At 67.9% G+C, this 18,909-nt stretch carries 19 protein-coding genes; 11 read left to right on the top strand and 8 right to left on the bottom strand.

The window, feature by feature from the left end; translation table 11 throughout:
* From JI745_RS04570 to JI745_RS04555, 4 genes are all read left to right on the top strand, one after another.
* Nucleotides 1-1,476, top strand: a complete 1,476-nt coding sequence (locus JI745_RS04570; RefSeq protein WP_201804146.1) for an NADH-quinone oxidoreductase subunit M — start codon at nt 1-3, stop codon at nt 1,474-1,476.
* A gap of 40 nt (nt 1,477-1,516) precedes the next feature.
* Nucleotides 1,517-2,998 carry an NADH-quinone oxidoreductase subunit NuoN gene (gene nuoN, locus JI745_RS04565; protein WP_201804145.1) on the top strand — a complete coding sequence of 494 codons (1,482 nt, stop codon included), beginning with the start codon at nt 1,517-1,519 and terminating at the stop codon, nt 2,996-2,998.
* Between the two features lie 87 nt (nt 2,999-3,085).
* A complete protein-coding gene (locus JI745_RS04560) occupies nt 3,086-3,658 on the top strand; it encodes an NUDIX domain-containing protein (RefSeq protein ID WP_201804144.1) in 573 nt (190 codons plus the stop codon).
* Nucleotides 3,659-3,689: 31 nt separating this feature from the next.
* Nucleotides 3,690-4,139, top strand: a complete 450-nt coding sequence (locus JI745_RS04555) for a DUF1178 family protein (RefSeq protein WP_201804139.1) — start codon at nt 3,690-3,692, stop codon at nt 4,137-4,139.
* Here JI745_RS04555 and JI745_RS04550 read toward each other — a convergent pair.
* Nucleotides 4,133-4,438, bottom strand: coding sequence for a DUF2917 domain-containing protein (locus JI745_RS04550; RefSeq protein WP_201804137.1), 306 nt, complete (start codon nt 4,436-4,438; stop codon nt 4,133-4,135). The genes JI745_RS04555 and JI745_RS04550 overlap by 7 nt on opposite strands.
* A gap of 153 nt (nt 4,439-4,591) precedes the next feature.
* On the opposite strand from JI745_RS04550, the gene gcvA reads away from it, so the two are divergent.
* A complete protein-coding gene (gene gcvA / locus JI745_RS04545) occupies nt 4,592-5,494 on the top strand; it encodes a transcriptional regulator GcvA (RefSeq protein ID WP_201804136.1) in 903 nt (300 codons plus the stop codon).
* A 7-nt stretch (nt 5,495-5,501) separates the two neighbouring features.
* On the opposite strand, the gene JI745_RS04540 is transcribed toward gcvA, so the two are convergent.
* Both JI745_RS04540 and JI745_RS04535 read right to left on the bottom strand, forming a co-directional pair.
* A complete protein-coding gene (locus tag JI745_RS04540) occupies nt 5,502-6,908 on the bottom strand; it encodes an FAD-binding oxidoreductase (RefSeq protein WP_201804134.1) in 1,407 nt (468 codons plus the stop codon).
* Nucleotides 6,905-7,321: a DUF2069 domain-containing protein gene (locus JI745_RS04535; RefSeq protein ID WP_201804133.1), complete on the bottom strand. Its 417-nt coding sequence runs from the start codon at nt 7,319-7,321 to the stop codon at nt 6,905-6,907. Before JI745_RS04535 ends, JI745_RS04540 begins: the two co-directional genes overlap by 4 nt.
* 32 nt (nt 7,322-7,353) lie before the next feature.
* Between JI745_RS04535 and JI745_RS04530 the strand changes: the two genes are divergently transcribed.
* Complete coding sequence (locus tag JI745_RS04530) at nt 7,354-8,589, top strand: YihY family inner membrane protein (RefSeq protein WP_201804132.1); 1,236 nt, start codon at nt 7,354-7,356, stop codon at nt 8,587-8,589.
* A gap of 11 nt (nt 8,590-8,600) precedes the next feature.
* Here JI745_RS04530 and JI745_RS04525 read toward each other — a convergent pair whose 3' ends face one another.
* From JI745_RS04525 to JI745_RS04515, 3 genes are read right to left on the bottom strand one after another with little or no spacing between them, the layout of a single operon-like run.
* Nucleotides 8,601-8,936 carry a DUF962 domain-containing protein gene (locus JI745_RS04525; protein ID WP_201804125.1) on the bottom strand — a complete coding sequence of 112 codons (336 nt, stop codon included), beginning with the start codon at nt 8,934-8,936 and terminating at the stop codon, nt 8,601-8,603.
* Nucleotides 8,933-9,751: an alpha/beta fold hydrolase gene (locus JI745_RS04520; protein WP_201804123.1), complete on the bottom strand. Its 819-nt coding sequence runs from the start codon at nt 9,749-9,751 to the stop codon at nt 8,933-8,935. The genes JI745_RS04525 and JI745_RS04520 overlap by 4 nt, the downstream gene beginning before the upstream one ends.
* Entirely contained in the window at nt 9,748-11,061 is a 1,314-nt protein-coding gene (locus JI745_RS04515) for an O-acetylhomoserine aminocarboxypropyltransferase (protein ID WP_201804121.1), read from the bottom strand. The genes JI745_RS04520 and JI745_RS04515 overlap by 4 nt, the downstream gene beginning before the upstream one ends.
* 105 nt (nt 11,062-11,166) lie before the next feature.
* Here JI745_RS04515 and JI745_RS04510 point away from each other — a divergent pair, with 105 nt between their 5' ends.
* The 3 genes from JI745_RS04510 to JI745_RS04500 all read left to right on the top strand — a co-directional run bounded on the left by JI745_RS04510 (nt 11,167) and on the right by JI745_RS04500 (nt 14,855).
* Nucleotides 11,167-11,631, top strand: coding sequence for a CBS domain-containing protein (locus JI745_RS04510; protein ID WP_201804119.1), 465 nt, complete (start codon nt 11,167-11,169; stop codon nt 11,629-11,631).
* A 31-nt stretch (nt 11,632-11,662) separates the two neighbouring features.
* Nucleotides 11,663-12,763 carry a chorismate synthase gene (aroC, locus tag JI745_RS04505; RefSeq protein WP_201804118.1) on the top strand — a complete coding sequence of 367 codons (1,101 nt, stop codon included), beginning with the start codon at nt 11,663-11,665 and terminating at the stop codon, nt 12,761-12,763.
* 142 nt (nt 12,764-12,905) lie between these two features.
* On the top strand, nt 12,906-14,855 hold the full coding sequence (locus JI745_RS04500; protein WP_236674903.1) for a methyl-accepting chemotaxis protein: 1,950 nt from the start codon (nt 12,906-12,908) through the stop codon (nt 14,853-14,855).
* 33 nt (nt 14,856-14,888) lie between these two features.
* Here the strand turns inward: JI745_RS04500 and JI745_RS04495 are convergent, their stop codons facing one another.
* Nucleotides 14,889-16,208, bottom strand: a complete 1,320-nt coding sequence (locus JI745_RS04495; RefSeq protein WP_201804114.1) for a nucleotide disphospho-sugar-binding domain-containing protein — start codon at nt 16,206-16,208, stop codon at nt 14,889-14,891.
* Between the two features lie 42 nt (nt 16,209-16,250).
* Here JI745_RS04495 and JI745_RS04490 point away from each other — a divergent pair, with 42 nt between their 5' ends.
* Together JI745_RS04490 and JI745_RS04485 are read left to right on the top strand one after the other, a co-directional pair.
* Nucleotides 16,251-16,745, top strand: coding sequence for a MarR family winged helix-turn-helix transcriptional regulator (locus JI745_RS04490; protein ID WP_201804112.1), 495 nt, complete (start codon nt 16,251-16,253; stop codon nt 16,743-16,745).
* An 81-nt stretch (nt 16,746-16,826) separates the two neighbouring features.
* Complete coding sequence (locus tag JI745_RS04485; protein ID WP_201804110.1) at nt 16,827-17,852, top strand: aldo/keto reductase; 1,026 nt, start codon at nt 16,827-16,829, stop codon at nt 17,850-17,852.
* Nucleotides 17,853-17,859: 7 nt separating this feature from the next.
* On the opposite strand, the gene JI745_RS04480 is transcribed toward JI745_RS04485, so the two are convergent.
* Entirely contained in the window at nt 17,860-18,882 is a 1,023-nt protein-coding gene (locus JI745_RS04480; protein WP_201804109.1) for a LacI family DNA-binding transcriptional regulator, read from the bottom strand.
* Nucleotides 18,883-18,909 lie beyond the last annotated feature (27 nt).

Here is an 18,909-nt window from a genome sequence, read left to right as displayed (position 1 = left end):
ATGGGTTTGATCAGTCTCGCCATCTGGCTGCCGATCGTCGCGGGCGTCCTGCTGCTCGCGCTCGGCCGCGATGAAAACGCCAAGGCCGTTCGCTGGATGGCGCTCGTCGCTGCCATCGTCAGCTTCCTCGTCACGATCCCGTTGATCACGGGCTTCGACTCCACCACCGCCGCGATGCAGTTCCAGGAAAACATCGCCTGGATCGAGCGCTTCCGGGTGCGCTACCACCTGGGCCTGGACGGCATCTCGGTGTGGTTCGTGCTGCTCACTGCCTTCATCACCATCATCGTGGTCATCGCCGCGTGGGAAGTGATCGACGAGCGCGTGAATCAGTACATGGGGGCCTTCCTGATCCTCTCGGGGATCATGATTGGCGTGTTCTCCGCGCTCGACGGCCTGCTGTTCTACGTCTTCTTCGAGGCCACGCTGATCCCGATGTACATCATCATCGGCGTGTGGGGCGGCCCGCGGCGTGTGTATGCGGCGTTCAAGTTCTTCCTGTACACGCTGGCGGGCTCGCTGCTGATGCTGATCGCCCTGATCTTCCTGTACTTCAAGTCGGGCAGCAGCTTTGAGATCCAGACCTGGCACAACGTGCCGCTCACGATCGGTGAGCAGACCTTGCTCTTCTTCGCCTTCTTCGCCGCCTTCGCGGTGAAGGTGCCGATGTGGCCGGTGCACACCTGGCTGCCCGACGCCCACGTCGAGGCACCCACCGGCGGCTCGGTGGTGCTGGCGGCCATCATGCTGAAGCTGGGTGCCTACGGCTTCCTGCGCTTCTCGCTGCCGATCACCCCGGACGCCTCGCACAAGTGGACCTGGGTGATCATCGCGCTGTCGCTGATCGCCGTGATCTACATCGGCCTCGTGGCGCTGGTGCAGCAGGACATGAAGAAGCTGGTGGCCTATTCGTCGATCGCCCACATGGGCTTCGTGACGCTGGGCTTCTTCCTCTTCAACGAGCTCGGCGTGTCGGGCGGCCTTGTGCAGATGATCTCGCACGGCTTCGTGTCAGGTGCCATGTTCCTGTGCATCGGCGTGCTGTACGACCGCGTGCATTCGCGGGAGATCGCAAGCTACGGCGGCGTGGTCAACACCATGCCCAAGTTCACCGCCTTCGCCGTCTTCTTCGCGATGGCCAACTGCGGCCTGCCGGGCACCGGTGGCTTCGTCGGCGAGTGGATGGTCATCCTCGGCACGGTGAAGGTGAACTTCTGGCTGGCCGCACTTGCCGCGACTGCACTGGTGTTCGGCGCGGCCTACAACCTGTGGATGGTGAAGCGGGTTTACTTCGGCCCCGTGGCCAACGAAGACGTGCGCGCGCTGAAGGACATCAATGCCCGCGAATTCGCGATGCTTGCCGTGCTGGCCGTGGCAGTGCTCTGGATGGGCCTCTACCCCAAGCCCTTCACCGACACCATGCACGTGAGCGTGACCGAGCTGCTGAAGCACGTGGCCATCTCCAAGCTGAACTGACGGAAGCTCAATTGAGCAACGCTGAACTGAGCGCAAGAACATGAACGACATGAACTGGCTGGCCGTCTACCCCGAGCTCGTGCTCCTGGGCATGGCCTGCGTGGTGGCCATGGTGGACCTGTGGGTCAAGCACCCGCGCCGCACACCGACCTACCTGCTGACGCAAGCAACGCTCGCCGTCGTGGCGGTCATGCACTGGCTGTACTTCGAAGGCGGCTTCACCATCTACGGCATGCAGCGCATGGTCGTGACCGACCCGCTGGGTCACTTGCTGGGTGTGTTCGCGACCATCTCCGTGATGATCGCGCTGGCCTATGCGCGGCCGTATGCCGAGCACCGCGAGATCCTCAAGGGCGAGCTCTTCACGCTGAGCCTCTTCTCGCTGCTGGGCATCTCGATCATGCTCTCGGCCAACAACTTCCTCGTGGTCTACCTGGGCCTGGAGCTGATGTCGCTGTCGCTCTATGCCCTGACGGCGCTGCGCCGCGACCATGCCGACTCGACCGAAGCGGCGATGAAGTACTTCGTGCTGGGCGCACTCGCCAGCGGCTTCCTGCTCTACGGCCTGTCGATGATGTACGGCGCCGCCGGCTCGCTCGACATCCCGAAGGTCTTCGAAGCCATCGCCACCGGGCAGATCAACAAGGCGGTGCTGGTGTTCGGCGTGGTGTTCATCGTGGCAGGCCTCGCGTTCAAGCTCGGCGCGGTGCCGTTCCACATGTGGATCCCGGACGTGTACCAGGGTGCACCCACTGCCGTCACGCTGCTGATCGCCGGTGCGCCGAAGCTGGCGGCCTTCGCCATCACTTTCCGTCTGCTTGTCGAGGGCATGTCAGGCGTGGCCAACGACTGGCAGCAGATGCTGATGTTCCTCGCCGTCGCGTCGCTCGTGATCGGCAACCTGGCCGCCATCGCTCAGAGCAACCTCAAGCGCATGCTGGCCTATTCGACCATCGGGCAGATCGGCTTCATGCTCCTGGGCTTCACGCCGACGGTGATCTCCAACAACACCTTCTCGGCCGCCAACGGCTACTCATCGGCGCTGTTCTACCTGGTGAGCTACGTGCTGACCACGCTCGGCACCTTCGGCATCATCATGCTGCTGTCGCGCCGTGGCTTCGAAAGCGAAGAGATCGACGACTTCAAGGGCCTCGCCAGGCGCAGCCCCTGGTACGCCGCGGTGATGGCGATCTTCATGTTCTCGCTGGCCGGTATCCCGCCGACGGTGGGCTTCTACGCCAAGCTGGCGGTGCTGCAGTCCCTGGTGTCGACCAACGATTCGCTCTACATCTGGCTGGCCGTGATCGCGGTCGTGCTGTCGCTGATCGGTGCCTTCTACTACCTGCGCCTGGTCAAGGTGATGTACTTCGACGAGCCGGTCGAAACCGCCCCGATCACCAGCACCGGCGACGTTCGCATCCTGCTTTCGCTCAACGGTGCGGCCGTGCTGATCTTCGGCCTGCTGCCCGGCTGGCTGATGATGGTCTGCGCCAACGCCGTGCTGCTCGCGCTCAAGACCTGAGCCGACGCGGCAAGATGAAAACCCCACGTCGCTTTGCTCTGCCCCGAGGGGGCGGTCAGCGGCTTCGGGCGGCCGGGCGCCGCTGACATGAGCGATCGCCATCTGACCGAGGAGCAGGTCAGCTCCGAGCAGGTCTACCGCGGCCACTTCCTCGACGTGCGACGCGACGAGGTGCGCCTGCCCGATGGCACGCTGGCGGCGCGTGAATACATCGTCCACCCAGGCGCGGTGATGATCGTGCCGCTGCTCGACGACGGCCGCCTGGTGGTGGAGCGCCAGTACCGCTACCCCCTGGGCCGTGTGATGCTCGAGTTCCCCGCCGGCAAGCTCGACCCGGGCGAGCCGCCGCTGCAGTGCGCCATCCGGGAGCTGATGGAAGAGACCGGCTACACCGCCCGCGAGTGGGCGAGGGCGGGCATCCTGCACAACGCCATCGCCTACTCCAATGAGGGCATCGAGGTCTGGTTCGCCCGCGGGCTGCAGGCCGGCGAGCGCTCCCTGGACGCGGGTGAGTTCCTCGACGTCGGCATCGCGACCGCCGAAGAGCTCGAGGCCCAGGCCGCCAGCGGCGAGCTGACCGACGCGAAGACCTTGATCGGCCTGCTGTGGCTGCAGAACTGGCGCGCGGGCCGCTGGGCCTTGAATTGGGGGCCTGCGTAAGCGCCATTCCCCCGCCCATAATGTGGGCATCATGAAGGTCCTGAACCTGCGCTGCGCCCACCACCATGCCTTTGAAGGCTGGTTTGCGTCCGAAGACGACTACCAGTCCCAGAACGAGCGGGGGCTGATCGAATGCCCGATGTGCGGCGACAAGGCGGTGGTCAAGCTGCCTTCGGCGCCGCGGCTGAATGTCTCTGGCGCGCGTGAGCCGGCGCCCCCAGCTGCGCCCGCTTCACCTCAGCAGGACCAGTCCATGACCTTGCAGTCGCTCTGGTTGCGTGCGGTCCAGCACGTGATGTCGACGACCGTCGACGTGGGCGACAAGTTTGCCGAAGAGGCTCGCCGCATTCACTACGGCGAAACGGAAGAGCGTGCCATCCGCGGCAAGGCCTCGGCTGAAGACGCCCAGGCCTTGCAGGAAGAAGGCATCGAAGTCATGGCCTTGCCGATCCCGGCGGCGGCCAAGGGCAAGCTTCAGTAGGCTGCGGCGCAGTCCCGCACGGGCAGGGCGGCCTCGGATGCCGCGGGCCTCGGGCTCAGCACCATGCTGGCCGACCGGCGGTAGACGAAGGCCGCGTCCTTCAGCGCCGACACGACGGCAGTGCCCGCGCGGTCCAGCGTGAAGCATTCCCTAGGGCCGAGCACGATGTCGCGCGGGTCGCCGTCCTGCGTGATCCACAGTTCCCCGCTTTGGCACTCGATGCGCTCGCCGCGGCGGGCACGCAGTTGGAAAGTCTGGCGGCGCTGCAGCCGGGTGACGGGGGTGATGGCGACTTGCATGGTGAGCTCCTTCGGTTGGGGGCCTGCATGCCATCCGGTCATGTGAGCGGCCGGTGACTGCGGGCTTGTACCTAGTGTCTGCAGCGATGGCGCGCATGACAAACGATCGTTTGGCATCCTTTGCATGCGAAATTGGAATGCGAGGTGTTCTCCATGCGACGCTACAAGCTGCCCCCACTCGACCTGCTCGAAGCCTTCGAGGCCGCAGCCCGCCATCTGAGCTTCACCCGGGCGGCCGATGAACTCGCGCTGACGCAATCGGCCGTCAGCCGGCAGATCGCGGCGCTCGAAGACAGCCTTGGCGTGCCGCTCTTCCAGCGCATGCACCGTGCCCTGCGGCTCACTGAATCGGGCGAGCTGTTTGCGCGCACCGCGAGTGCCGTGCTGATGCAACTGCAAGGCGCCACCGAGCAACTGCGCCAGATCGAGCGCCAGAAGACGGTGGTCGTCACCACCACGCCGGGCTTTGCAGGCTTGTGGCTGATCCCGCGCCTGTCCTCGTTCACCGCGCGCCACCCCGGGGTGGACGTGCGCATCTCCGCGAGCTTCACCCTCGTCAAGCTGGAACGCGAGGGTGTCGACATCGCCATCCGCTATTGCGCGAGCGCCGCCGCAGGCCCGCAGGCGGTGAAGCTCTTCGGCGAGGTGATGACGCCGGTGTGCAGCCCGGCCCTGCGTCGCACGCCGGGCAAGCCGCTCAAGAAGCCCGAGGACCTGCGCCACCACACCTTGCTCTACACCGAGCAGTCGCACAGCGCGCCGCTCTACGACTGGTCGATGTGGCTGCGGGCGATGCAGCTGGACATCAAGCCCGCCGCCGCGCTGTATTTCTCTGACTACGACCAGATGGTGAGCGCCGCGCTGCGCGGTCAGGGCGTTGCGCTCGGCCGCCTGCCGCTGGTCGAGCAGCTGGTGCGCGAGCGCAAGCTGGTCACCCCGTTCAGCCAGAGTGTGGCGTCACCGATGGGCTACCACCTGCTGCGTTCGGCGAACTCCGCCGACAAGTCGGAGGTGAGCGACTTCAGCGCCTGGCTGATGGAGGAAGCGGCGCGCTGAGCTTTGCTCAGAGCACCCGGCCCGGGTTCATCAAGCCTTGCGGATCGAGCGCGCGCTTGATGGCCCGCATCATCTGCAAGGCCACCGGCGACTTGCGGTGCGTCAGCTCGTCGCGCTTGAGTGCCCCCACGCCGTGCTCGGCCGAGATCGAGCCGCCATAGGCGGTGACGGCGTCGTAGACGATGGTGTTGACCGAGGGCTCGTGCAGGCGCAGGAACTCCGAGCCGTCCACGCCCAGCGGCGCCTGCAGGTTGTAGTGCAGGTTGCCGTCGCCCAGGTGGCCGAAGTTGACCGAACGCGTGCCGGGGTGGGCGGCTTGCAGGGCCGCATCGGTCTTCGCCACGAACTTGGGGATGCTGGAGACCGGCAGCGAGATGTCGTGCTTGATGTTCGGCCCTTCCTCGGGCTGGGCGAGCGGGATCGATTCGCGCAGGTGCCACATCGAGCGCGATTGCTCGATGGATTCAGCCACCGCCGCGTCCGTGATGAGGCCGGTCTCCATCGCGCTTTCGAGCAGGCCCTCGAAGAGGGCGCGGGCGTGGGCCTCGCTTTCGGTGTCCGACTGCTCCAGCAGCACCGTCCACTCGGCCTCGGGCAAGGGCTGGCGCAGCTGCGGGAAATGCTTGCGCACCAGCGACAGCGAAAAGCGGTTCATCACCTCGAAGCCGGTGAGCCCGGCACCCAGGCGCGCCTGCGCCATCTGCAGCAGCGCGACGGCGTTGGGCAGCGAGTCCAGCGAGGCGAGCGCCGTGGTGCGCGCGGCCGGCTGCGGGTAGAGCTTCAGCGTGGCGGCGGTGATGATGCCCAGCGTGCCTTCGCTGCCGATGAAGAGATCGCGCAGGTCGTAGCCGGTGTTGTCCTTGCGCAGGCCGACGAGCCCGTCCCACACCTCGCCGCCCGCGTTGACGACTTCGAGCCCCAGGCACAGCTCGCGCGCATTGCCGTAGCGCAGCACCTGCGTGCCGCCCGCGTTGGTGGCGAGGTTGCCGCCGATGGTGCAGCTGCCTTCGGCCGCCAGGCTCAGCGGGAACAGCAGGTTGCGGGCGGCCGCCGCCTGCTGCACCGCCTGCAGGATGCAGCCGGCCTCGACTGTCATCGTGAGGTTGGCCTCGTCGATCGCGCGCACCTTATTCATGCGCTGCAGGCTCAGCAGCACCTGAGAGCCACTGCCATCGGGCACGGAGCCCCCCACGAGCCCGGTGTTCCCACCTTGCGGCACCAGGCCGGCCCCATGGCGTTCGCACAGCTTGACGACGGCCGCCACTTCGGTGGTGTTGGCCGGCCGCACGACGGCGAGCGCCTTGCCGCGGTAGCGGCGGCGCCAGTCGAGCTCGTAGGCGGAGAGGTCGCCTTCGACCATCACGTTCGCCGCGCCGACCACCGTGCGCAGTGCGTTGACGAGCGCGGTGCTCATGCTTGTGCCTCCTTCGCGCTGCGCAGCCGCCAGCGCACGTGCATCGCACACGCGGTGAAGAGCGCCAGGCACAGCAGCACCTCGGCACCGGCCAGCCACGCGCTCAGGCCGCGGTCGCTGGTGGCACGCACCACGCCCTCGGTGAAATACAGCCACACCATCAGGCTCACCCAGCGGTAGGTGTACATGCGGTTGCGCCAGAGGCCAGGAATCGGAATCAGCAAGGGCAGGGCCTTGACCGCGAGCGTGCCGCGGCCGACGGGCGCAAGCCACAGCTCCCAAGCAAGGCACAGCACGAAGAGCGCGATCAGGCTGGCGAGCGCCAGCGCGCGGGTGCGGGCGACGAAAGGCGGGATCGGGGCGGGCGCGGCCGGTGCGGGCGGCGCGCCAGAGGAGGGTGTTGTAGAGGGCATGGCAGAGGTCATCGCTGGCTATGATGCCGCAAATGAATGTCCCGACCGTCTTCAAGCTCAGCTGGCGCGCACGTGTGAGCGAGTTGCTCGAGACCTTGCAGAACTGGCCGTGGCTGGAGACGCTGCGCACCCTGCGCCAGCGATTCCGCGAAGACCGACTGGGCCTGACCGCCGGCAGCCTGACCTTCACGACGCTGATCTCGCTCGTGCCGCTGGTGACGGTGATGCTGGCGCTCTTCACCGCGTTTCCGATGTTCGCCAAGTTCCAGGTCTCGCTGCAGAAGTATTTCCTGCAGGCCCTGGTGCCCGACAGCATCGCCCGCCCGGTGCTGGGCGCGCTGACGCAGTTCGCAAGCCAGGCCAATCGCCTCGGCACCTTCGGCCTGATCGTGCTGGTCCTCACGGCGCTCGCACTGATGCTCACGATCGACCGCACGCTCAATGCGATCTGGCGCGTGCGCAAGTCGCGCCCGATGACGCAGCGCGTGCTGGTCTACTGGGCGGCCGTGACGCTCGGGCCACTCGCGCTGGGTGTGAGCCTCTCCATCACGTCGTACTTCATCTCGGCCAGCAAGGGCCTGGTGAGCGACGTGCCCGGCGTCGTCACCGTGGTGCTCAACACCTTGCAGTTCGGGCTGCTGGCCGGCGGCATGGCGAGCCTCTTCCACTACATCCCCAACACGCACGTGCAGTGGCGCCATGCGCTCGCCGGCGGCCTTTTCGTGGCGGCCGCCTTCGAGCTGGCAAAGCGAGGCCTGGGGCTCTATCTCGCGAGCGTGCCGACCTACCGCACGATGTATGGCGCCTTCGCCACCGTGCCCATCCTGCTGATCTGGATCTACCTCGCCTGGGTGATCGTGCTGCTGGGGGCCGTGATCGCGGCCTATGCGCCGAGCCTGCAGATGCGGGTGGTGCGCCGCCCGTCTGTGCCGGGCTTCCGCTTCCTGCTGGCGGTGGGCATGCTGCAGGAGCTCATGCTGGCCCGCAAGCTCAACACCCACGGCATGAGCGCGGCGCAACTGTCGGCCACCCTGCGCACCGATCCGCTGCAGATCGAGCCCTTGCTCGACACGCTCGTCGCCATCGACTGGGTGGGCCGGCTCGACGAAGCCGGCAGCTCACGTTACGTGCTGCTGTGCGACCCCGAGACCACGCCGGCGAAGCCGCTGCTGGAGCAGGTGCTGCTCGACCCGGCGCCCGCCGTGCGGGCCTTCTGGGAGCACGCGCGCTTTTCAGAGCTCAAGCTGAAGGACGTGCTCCAGGCCTGAGCGGTCTCGCCTCAAAGCGGGATGCGGCCGGTCCAGATGTCCTTGTACATGACCCAGTCGCCCATGAAGCTGTAGAGCGGGCGCTTGAACGAGGCCGGCTTGTTCTTCTCGAAGCCGAAGTGCCCGATCCACGCGAAGCCGTAGCCGAAGACGAGCCCCAGCAAGATGAATGCGGGCGCTGTCGTCACGATCGCCGCGGCCAGGCAGAGCAGGGCCAGCGTGGAGCCCACGAAGTGCAGCCGCCGGCAGGTGCGGTTGCTGTGCTCGCTCAGGTAGAACGGGTAGAACTCGTCGAAGCTCTTGAGCGACTTCGGGTCAGGGGTAGTCCCGCCAGTGACGGTGGTCATGGTGTACGGCTGAGGAATGATCTGATGGCATTCAACACCCCATCGGGGGCTTCTCCCATCAGGGAATGTCCTGCGGGCAGCAAGACCTTGTCGGCCTCGAGGGCAGAGGCCAGCGCGTCGGCCGCCTTCGGTGGCGTCATCTGGTCAGCCGTGCCCAGCACGAGTGTCACCGGGCAACGCACCTTGGCCGCCGCCTCCAGCCCACGCGCATAGCCGTCGCAGGCCAGGAAGTCCTGGTGGAAGAGGTTGCCGTGGCCCTGTGCGGCATAGGCCGCTTGCAAGCGGCGCATCAGCGCGCGGTTGCCACCCTGCAGCCAGAAGCCGGGGGCAGGGGCCGAGGGCTTGGCGGCCAGGGTCGAATGCGAGAAGGCGTTGACCATCTCGATGGCTTTGAGGGGCGCCTCTGCGGCGGTCGAGATCAGCGCCGGCGACACCTTCATCGGGAATGCCGTGCCCACCATCACCAGGTGCGTCGCACCTTCGCCCAGGCGCGCCGCGGCTTCGAGTGCGATCAGCGAGCCCATGCTGTGGCCGACGAACGCCGCGCGCTCCACGCCGGCCGCCTGCAGCAGGTCGACGATCCATTGCGCCGCGGCTTCCACGGTCGCCGGCGCCGGCCCCTCGCTTCGACCGTGCCCGGGCAGGTCGACCGCCAGCACCGCGTGGCCGTGGTGTGCCAGCGAGCGCGTCTGCAGGCCCCACACACTGTGGTCGTGCATCGCGCCGTGGATGAAGACGATCACCGGGAGCTTGCCATCGAAGGGCTTGCCACCGGTGTACGCAAACGCGTCACGGCCTTGCACGCTGAGCTTCATGCGCCCGCCTTCTGCGCGGCCTTGAGTGCGCGCGAGAGGTCGTCGATCAGATCGTCGGCATCTTCCAGCCCGATCGACAGGCGGATCGTGCCCTGCGTGATGCCCGCCTGCGCCAGCGCCGCGTCGTCCATGCGGAAGTGGGTGGTCGATGCCGGATGGATGACGAGCGAGCGGCAGTCGCCCACGTTGGCCAGGTGCGAGAACACCTTCAGCGCCTCGATGAAGGCCTTGCCCTGCGCGCGATTCCCCTTGAGGTCGAAGCTGAACACCGAGCCGCAGCCGCGTGGCAGCAGCTTCGTCGCGAGCGCGTGGTCGGGGTGGTCGGGCAGCTCGGGGTAGCCCACGCGCGCGACCATCGGGTGCGCCGCAAGATGGGCCACCACCTTGCGCGCGTTGGCGACGTGCCGCTCCATGCGCAGCGACAGCGTCTCGATGCCTTGCAGGATCAGCCACGCCGTGTGCGGGCTCATGCAGGCGCCGAAGTCGCGCAGGCCCTCGCGACGCGCGCGCAGCAAGAAGGCACCGACCGTGCTCTCGTCGGCGAAGACCATGTTGTGGAAGCCGGCATAGGGCGCCGCGAGCTCGGAGAAATGGCCGTGTTTCGCGAATGCAGCCGCCCAGTCGAAGCGCCCGCTGTCCACCAGCACGCCCCCCACCACCGTGCCGTGTCCGCTCAGGAACTTGGTGGCCGAGTGGTAGAGCAGGTCGGCCCCATGGTCGAAGGGCTTGATGAGGTAGGGCGAGGTGAGGGTGGAGTCGACCAGCAGCGGCAGCCCGCGCTCGTGTGCGATGTCGCTCACGCTCGGAATGTCGAGCACGTCGAGGCCGGGGTTGCCGAGCGTCTCGCCGAAGAGCAGCCTGGTGTTGGGCCGGATCGCGGCGCGCCAGCCGTCGAGGTCGCCGGGCTTGACGAAGGTCGTCTCGATGCCGAATCGAGCGAGGGTGTAGTGCAGCAGGTTGTGCGAGCCGCCGTAGAGCGCGCTGCTCGACACGATGTGCGAGCCCGCCCCGGCGAGCGTCGCGATCGCGAGATGCAGCGCGGCCTGTCCGCTCGCGGTGGCGATCGCACCCACGCCGCCTTCGAGCGCGGCCACACGCTCTTCGAAGACGGCGGTCGTCGGGTTGGAGATGCGGCTGTAGACATGCCCCGAGCGCTCCATGTTGAAGAGCGCAGCGGCGTGATCGCTGCTCTCGAACACGAAGCTCGTGCTCAGGTAGATGGGCAGCGCGCGTGCGCCTGTGGTCGGGTCGGGCGCGCTGCCCGCATGCAGCGAGAGGGTGTCGAAGCCAGGGTCGGAGGGTCCGGGCATGGGGTCTCCCCGTAGTTGATGCGAGGGGATCTGTCTAGGGGGCAGGGGTGTTGCGTCGCGGGATTGTGGGCTATATTGGCCCGACACCTGCCACGGGAGATACCCATGAAAGTCTCGGACATCCTGCGTGTCAAGGGCGGCACCCTGTACACGGTTTCGCCCGACCAGCCTCTGGGCGATGCCGCCAAGACCATGGCCGAATTCGACATCGGCTCCCTCGTCGTGATGGACCACGGCGACCTGGTCGGCATGCTGACCTTCCGCGAAGTGATCCTCGCCGTCGTGGGCAACGGCGGCTCGGTGGGCAACAGCACCGTGCGCGGCGTGATGGACGACCACCCGCTCACCTGCACCCCCGAGACCGAGATCGACGAAGTGCGCCGCATGATGCTCGAGCGCCATGCGCGCTACATGCCGGTGGTGAGCCAGCGCACCCTCATGGGCGTGATCTCCTTCTACGACGTGGCCAAGGCCGTGGTCGACAGCCAGGACTTCGAGAACCGCATGCTCAAGGCCTACATCCGCGACTGGCCCGCCGCCGAAGACGCCCAGCCGCAAGCCCGGCTCTGACCTCTCTTCACGCGAGGGATAATCGCCGCCCATGAGCGGCAGCACCTTCGGCACACTTTTTCGCGTCACCAACTTCGGTGAATCCCACGGCCCCGCCATCGGCTGCGTGATCGATGGCTGCCCGCCGGGCATGGCCTTGTCGGACGCCGACATCCAGCCCGAGCTCGACCGCCGCCGCCCCGGCACCTCGCGCCACGTGACGCAGCGCAACGAGGCCGATGCGGTCGAGATCCTCTCCGGCGTGTACGAGGGCAAGACCACCGGCACGCCCATTGCCCTGCTGATCCGCAACACCGACCAGCGCAGCAAGGACTACGGCAACATCCTGCAGACCTTCCGCCCGGGCCATGCCGACTACACCTACTGGCACAAGTACGGCATCCGCGACCCGCGCGGCGGTGGCCGTTCATCTGCTCGCCTGACCGCCCCGACGGTGGCCGCGGGTGCCGTGGCTCGCAAGTGGCTGAAGGAAAAGTTCGGTACCACCTTCTTCGGCCACATGACGCAGCTGGGCGAGATCGCGATTCCGTTCGAGTCGCTCGACCACATTCCGAACAACCCTTTCTTTGCCGCCAACACGAGCGATATCGCGCGCCTCGAGGGCTACATGGACGAGCTGCGCAAGGCCGGCGACAGCTGCGGCGCGCGCATCGCCGTCGTGGCGCGCGGCGTGCCGGCAGGCCTGGGCGAGCCGCTGTACGACCGGCTCGATGCCGACATCGCCCACGCCATGATGGGCCTGAACGCGGTGAAGGGCGTCGAGATCGGCGCGGGCTTCGCGAGCGTCGCGCAGCGCGGCACCGAGCACGGCGACGAGCTCTCGCCCGAAGGCTTCCGCAGCAACAACGCGGGGGGCGTGCTGGGTGGCATCTCCACCGGGCAGGACATCACCGTCTCCATCGCCATCAAGCCGACGAGCTCGATCCGCTCGCCGCGCCAGTCGATCGACCTGCAGGGCCAGCCGGCCACGGTCGAGACCTTCGGCCGCCATGACCCCTGCGTGGGCATCCGCGCGACGCCCATCGCCGAGGCGCTGCTGGCGTTGGTGGTGATGGACCACGCGCTGCGCCACCGTGCGCAGTGCGGCGACGTGCACGTCGAGCCCGGCCCGATCCCCGGCGCGGCACCCTGATCCGCGTCAAGCGCGGAGAAAACCACGCTCAGGCGGGCTCACCCGCACTCAAGTTCGTCGGCCAGTCGGCCGAAACCCGTTGAGAAACCACCTCAAAGGTGGCGAGGGAGCCAGCCTCCCATGAAAACCAACGGGGATCGACATGAGCAGCACACCAGACGCGACGCGCCTGCCGGAAGCAACCTCCCGTCACCACGCCTTGTGGTCGCCTGGGGTGAGCCTCTTCCAACGCCTGCGGTTCAAGGCCAAGGCGGCCGTGGTGTCCGTCATGTTCCTCGTGCCGATCGTGGCGCTTGGCTGGAGCTTCTACAACGACAAGGCGGCCTCCATCGGCTTCTCGGCCAAGGAACGCCTGGGCATCGAATACATCCGTGAACTGATGCCGGCGCTCAAGCTGGGCGTGCAGCAGCGCAGTGCTGCAGGCACGCCCGCCGCCGCCGAGCTGGCCGGCAAGCTCGACGCGCAGCTCAAGCTCGTGGCCGTGGTCGAGCAGCGCCTCGGGGCCGAGCTCGGCACCACGCCGCTGCATGCCAAGCTGGTCGACGCGCACAAGGCCGTGGTCGCCGTTGCCGGCCAGAAAGACGAAGCGGCGTTCAAGGCCCACACCCAGTTCATCGCCGCGGTGCTCGACGTGCTGGGCCAGGCAACCGACGGCTCCAACCTCATCCTCGACCCGGACCTCGACACCTACTACCTGATGGACCTGTCGACCACCCGCGTGCCGCAGCTCATCGAGCTCGTCGCCCGAATGCAGCTGGCCGGTGACGCGGTGCTGGGCAGCTGGGCCGAACCGGTGCAGATCCGCGTGCTGGCCGACCGCGTGCCGCTGGTCGAGTTCCATGAAGAGCAGGTCAAGATCGGCCTGGCCAAGAGCACCGGCGCCACGGCCGAGCTCAGCGCCACGCTGAAGGCCGAGGCACCGATGAAGGACCTGCGCGCCTTCATCGAGCTGTCGCGTGCGTCCTTCTTCGGCGATGCGGTGAAGGGTGACAAGGCCGCGTACTCGCAGGCTGCGGCCAAGGTGATCGAGTCGCAGGTCGAGTTCTCGACCCGACTGCTCGACGACCTCGACCGTCTGATCGCCAAACGCGTGGCCGGCATGACCGCCGTGCGCGACGTGACGACCGCGATCGTCGCCGTGGCGCTCGCCGCGGGCCTCTACCTTTTCTACTGCTTCTTCCTTGTCACGCAGACGGGCTTGCGCGAGGTTCAGAAGCACCTCGAAGCCATGACCTCGGGCGACCTCACGACCCAGCCGCAACCCATGGGCAGCGACGAGCAGGCGCGCCTCATGGTGTCACTCGCCGACATGCAGCGCTCATTGCGCGCCATCGTGTCGCGCGTGCGCGGATCGTCCGACCAGCTCGTGCAGGCCAGCGGCGAGATCGCGTCCGCCGCGATGGACCTGTCGGCCCGTACCGAGCAGACCGCGTCCAACCTGGAGCAGAGTGCAGCGTCGATGGAGCAGATCTCCTCCACCATCAAGCACACCGCCGACAACGCCCATGAAGCGGCCAGCGTGGCCGTCACCAACTCGGGTGTGGCGCAGCGCAGCGGCGAGGTGATCGGCCAGGTGGTGAGCACCATGCAGGAAATCCACGCCTCGTCGACCAAGATCAGCGACATCATCGGCGTGATCGACGGCATCGCGTTCCAGACCAACATCCTGGCGTTGAACGCGGCGGTCGAAGCCGCGCGTGCCGGCGAGCAGGGCCGTGGCTTTGCAGTGGTGGCGAGCGAAGTGCGCAGCCTCGCGCAGCGCAGCGCGCAGGCCGCGAAAGAGATCAAGAGCCTCATCTCCGCCAGCGTGGAGCGTGTCGACTCCGGCACGCGGGTGGTGCAGGGCGCGGGTGCCACGATGGACGAGCTGCTCGGAAGCGCCCGCCGCATGAGCGACCTGCTGCACGAGATCTCGACTGCGGCCAAGGAAGAAAGCGCCGGCGTCACCCAGATGGGCGCCGCGGTGCAGGACCTCGACCGCATGACGCAGCAGAACGCCGCGCTCGTGGAGCAGACGGCCGCGGCCGCGTCGTCGCTGAAGGATCAGGCCACCGACCTGGCCGCCGAAGTGGCCAAGTTCCGCCTGCCCTGAGGCCCTCTCTTCGCCTCTGGCGGCCAGGCAGGATCAGCCTGCGAGTGCCAGGCGCTCGGTCGCAGGCTGCTGGGCGGTCTGTCGGGCACCGAGCCAGCGCCTGATTGCCGTGGCGGCTCGCTCTGCGCCGTTCACGCCTGCATACCAGCGCTGCACCCGTGCCGCGCCCTCGGCGAAGCCTGGCTCTTCGAGGAGGCGGTGAACCATGGCCGTCATCTTCGGTGTGTCGACATGGCGCGGCGCGATGGCCAGGCCTGCGCCGTGGCGGGCCGCGAGGTCGACGTTGAGCTCCTGCTCCGGGTGCAGCGGGATGCCCAGCAGCGGCGTGCCGCAGGTCATGGCGGTCTGCACCGTGCCCTGGCCGCCCATGCACACCGCGAGATCGACATGCGGCATCACGAGGTGGTTGGGCAGCAGGCCCGCGACCACGACGTCGGCGTCATCGCTCGGGCCATAGTCGTGGATCGTCGCGCCCACGATCACCCGCGCCCCCGTGGCGCGCACGCGCTTGACCGCGTTGCACAGCAGCTCGGGTGTGGCAGATGACAGCACCACCAGCACCGTGGGCCGTGAGCCGTCGAGGAAGGGCGTGACGACCGGCGGCACCGGAACATCGAGGCGGGCAAACAGCGGCCCGGTGTTCGCGAGTTGCGTGCCGGGCCGGAATGCCGCGGGGCGTCGCGGCTGCCAGCGGGCCATGTCGTCGTCCGACACGCCGAGCACCTCGGCGACGTCGGTCACCAGCGTCAGGTCGCCGAGCATCAGCGCGGCCAGCGTGGGCACCGGCTCCACGCCGAGTTCGGCGGCCACCACGTTGAGAAACCGCGTCGGGTCGCGCATGCGCGTGGCGCCCTGGTTGGCGAGAAAGCGCTTGACGGCGCGCGGCAGCCACTCGGTGCCCGGGATCGGCATCGTCGTGGGCACCGGCGCCAGGCCCCGCTCGAACACCGGCGGCACGTAGGAGCCGCCGTGCGAGGTGATGAGCGGTATGCCCGCGAGCCGCGACGACAGGTAGGTGGTGAGCGTGAAGCCCGTGACCACGGCGCGCGCGCCTACGCCGCGCAGGAATGCCGCCTCGGCCTGCACGCTCTCGCGCACTTCGTCGGGCGGCTGCATGCGCACGCCGGGCCGGCCGATCTGGATGAGGTTGCGCAGGAAGACCTCGCAGCGCGCCCGGTCGAAGTGCGGCGCCAGTGGTGTGGCCTGCTCGCCGGCCCGGCTGAGCACATCGGCATAGGGGCCGCCGTGCGTGGCAAGGCACACCGCCTCGCCCTGCGCGCGCAGGGCCTGCGCGATGTGCAGCATGCGTGTCGTCTCGGAGAGAAAGCCGCAGTGGGGCAGCAGTGCAATCATGTCGGTCCTCCGTGTGGATCGATAATAGGTAATATATTGGATATGTCAACCGACAAGCAGCGCCTCGACCAGTCACTCGAGGGGGTCGCGCCCGAAATCGCCGAGCGCGTGCGTGCCTTCCGGCTGCTGCTCGTGAGTGGCGCGCGGCTGCGCAAGCTGCTCGACCGAGAGCTCGCGCCCAGCGGCATCACGGTGCAGCAGGGCTCGATGCTCTCGTGGATCGAAGCCCAGGCCGAGCCGCCGACGCTCAAGCTCGTGGCCGAGGGCCTGGGCATGACGCACCAGAACGTCAAGCAGATCGCGGTGGCCCTGGAACGCAAGGGCTTCCTGGAGATCGCGGTCGACCCGGCCGATCGCCGCGCACGCCGCCTGCTGCTCACCGAGCAGCACCGCCGTTTCTGGCGCGAGCGCAATGTCGATGACTTTTCGGCCGTGCAGTCGTGGCTGTCGGTGCTGAGCGATGCCGAGGTGAGGCAACTCGTGCGGCTGATGCGCCGGCTGCACCAGCACCTGGGCGCGTTCGACGGCCCAGGCTGACCCGGCGACAACAACCATGGTTTTTCGCGGCGCTGCCGCAGGCGCTAACCTTGCGGCTCCGCTTCAGCGATCAAGCACACCATGAAATACACCCGCCTCGGCTCGACCGGTCTCAACGTTTCTCGCCTGTGCCTGGGCATGATGACCTACGGCACGCCGGAGTGGCGGCCCTGGGTGCTCGACGAAGCCGCGAGCCGGCCGCTGGTGAAACGCGCCGTCGAGCTCGGCATCAACTTCTTCGACACCGCCGACACCTACTCCGCCGGCGAGAGCGAGGTGCTCACCGGCAAGCTGCTCGGCGAGTTCTGCAAGCGCGACGAGATCGTCATCGCCACCAAGGTCTTCTTCCCCGTGTCGATGGAGACCAAGTTCGGCACCCACACCTCGGCCCAGCGTGTGCCGCTGAACACCCATGGCCTCAGCCGCAAGCGCATCTTCCACGCCATCGATGCCAGCCTGAAGCGCCTGAACACCGACTACGTCGACCTCTACCAGATCCACCGCTGGGACCCGCACACGCCGATCGAGGAGACGATGGAAGCGCTGCACGACGTGGTGAAGGCCGGCAAGGCGCGCTACATCGGCGCGAGCTCGATGTGGGCGTGGCAGTTCGCCAAGGCGCAGCAGGTGGCGAAGGAAAACGGCTGGACGCGCTTCGTCAGCATGCAGAACCACTACAACCTCGCCTACCGCGAGGAAGAGCGCGAGATGCTGCCGCTGTGCCGCGAGCAGGGCGTGGGCGTGATCCCGTGGAGCCCGCTGGCGCGCGGTTTCCTAGCCGGCAACCGGGCGCGTGACGACAAGACGAGTGGCGCCACCGCCCGCGCGAAGACCGATGACCTGGCCCAGCACCTCTACTACCGCGACAGCGACTTCGCGACCGTCGAGCGCCTGAAGGCGATGGCCGCGCAGCGCGGCGTGAGCGCCGCGACGCTCGCCTACGCCTGGCTGCTGCACCAGCCGGGCGTCACCGGGCCGATCATCGGCGCGAGCAAGATGCCGCAGTTCGACGATGCCGCCGCGGCGGTGGAGCTGAAGCTCTCAGCCGATGAGGTGAAGGCGCTCGGCGAGGGCTACGAGCCGCATCCCGTGCTCGGCCATTCCTGATGCGTGATCAGCTGCTGCCGCGCTGCACCAGCTGGTAGCCCACGTCGACCGAGGTCTGCGCGACCGGCTCGCGCTTCATCAGCGCGAGCAGCATGCGCGCCGCCTGCTCGCCGATCTCGGTGCGCGGCGTGTGCACGGTGGTGAGCGGGGGCAGCATCTGGTCGCTGCCGGCGAGGTCATTGAAGCCCGCCACCGCCACGCGCTCGGGCACCTTCACGCCCATGCGCAACGCGGCGAGCAGCCCGCCCTGGGCGAGGTCGTCGTTGCAGAAGAACATGGCATCCACATCGGGCCGCGTCTTGAGCAACTGCTCGAAGAGCTGGCCGCCAAGCGCCATCGACGAGCGCTCGGGGTTGAGCAGCTCCAGCTTCGGGTCGTAGCAGCCCGCTTCGCGCAGACAGCGGCGGTAGCCCTCGGCGCGCTGCATCACGCGCGGGTCGAGCTGTGCGGCGACGAAGGCGATGCGCTGGCGGCCGCGCGCGAGCAGGTGCGCGGTGATCGCATGCCCGGCATCGGCCTGCGAGAAGCCCACGCTGTGCACGCCGGGGGCCTGCGTCGTCTCCATCACGTGCACGCATGGCACGCCGCTCGCGGCGATGAGCTGGCGGCTCGCTTCGGTGCGGTCGAAGCCGGTGACGAGCAGGCCGGCGGGGCGGTGCGCCATGTAGCTGCGCAGCAGTTGCTCTTCTTCCTGCGGGTCGTAGTGCGTCACGCCGATGAGCGTCTGGAAGCCGGCGGGCAGCAGCGTGCGGTGCACGGCTTCCAGCAGGTCGACGAAGAGGGTGTTCGTCAGCAGCGGGATCAGCACCGCCACGTGAGAGCTGCGAGCAGACGCGAGCGCGCGGGCCGCGGGGTCGGGCACGTAGCCGAGCTGTTGCGCAGCGGCCTGCACGCGGGCCACCAGATCGGCGGCCACGCTGCGCTCGCCGCGCAGTGCGCGCGACACGGTGATCGGGCTGACGCCGGCCGCAGTGGCGACGTCACCCAGGGTCACCCGGCCGGTGGCGCGGGGACGGCGGGAAGAGGGCATGGGGGCGCTTGGAAAAGGACTTACGGG

The sequence above is a fragment of the Piscinibacter sp. HJYY11 genome (assembly GCF_016735515.1).
Taxonomy (GTDB): Bacteria; Pseudomonadota; Gammaproteobacteria; order Burkholderiales; family Burkholderiaceae_C; genus Rhizobacter.
The sequence above is the reverse complement of the archived record's forward strand: the minus strand, read 5'-3'. Positions and strand labels throughout refer to the sequence as shown.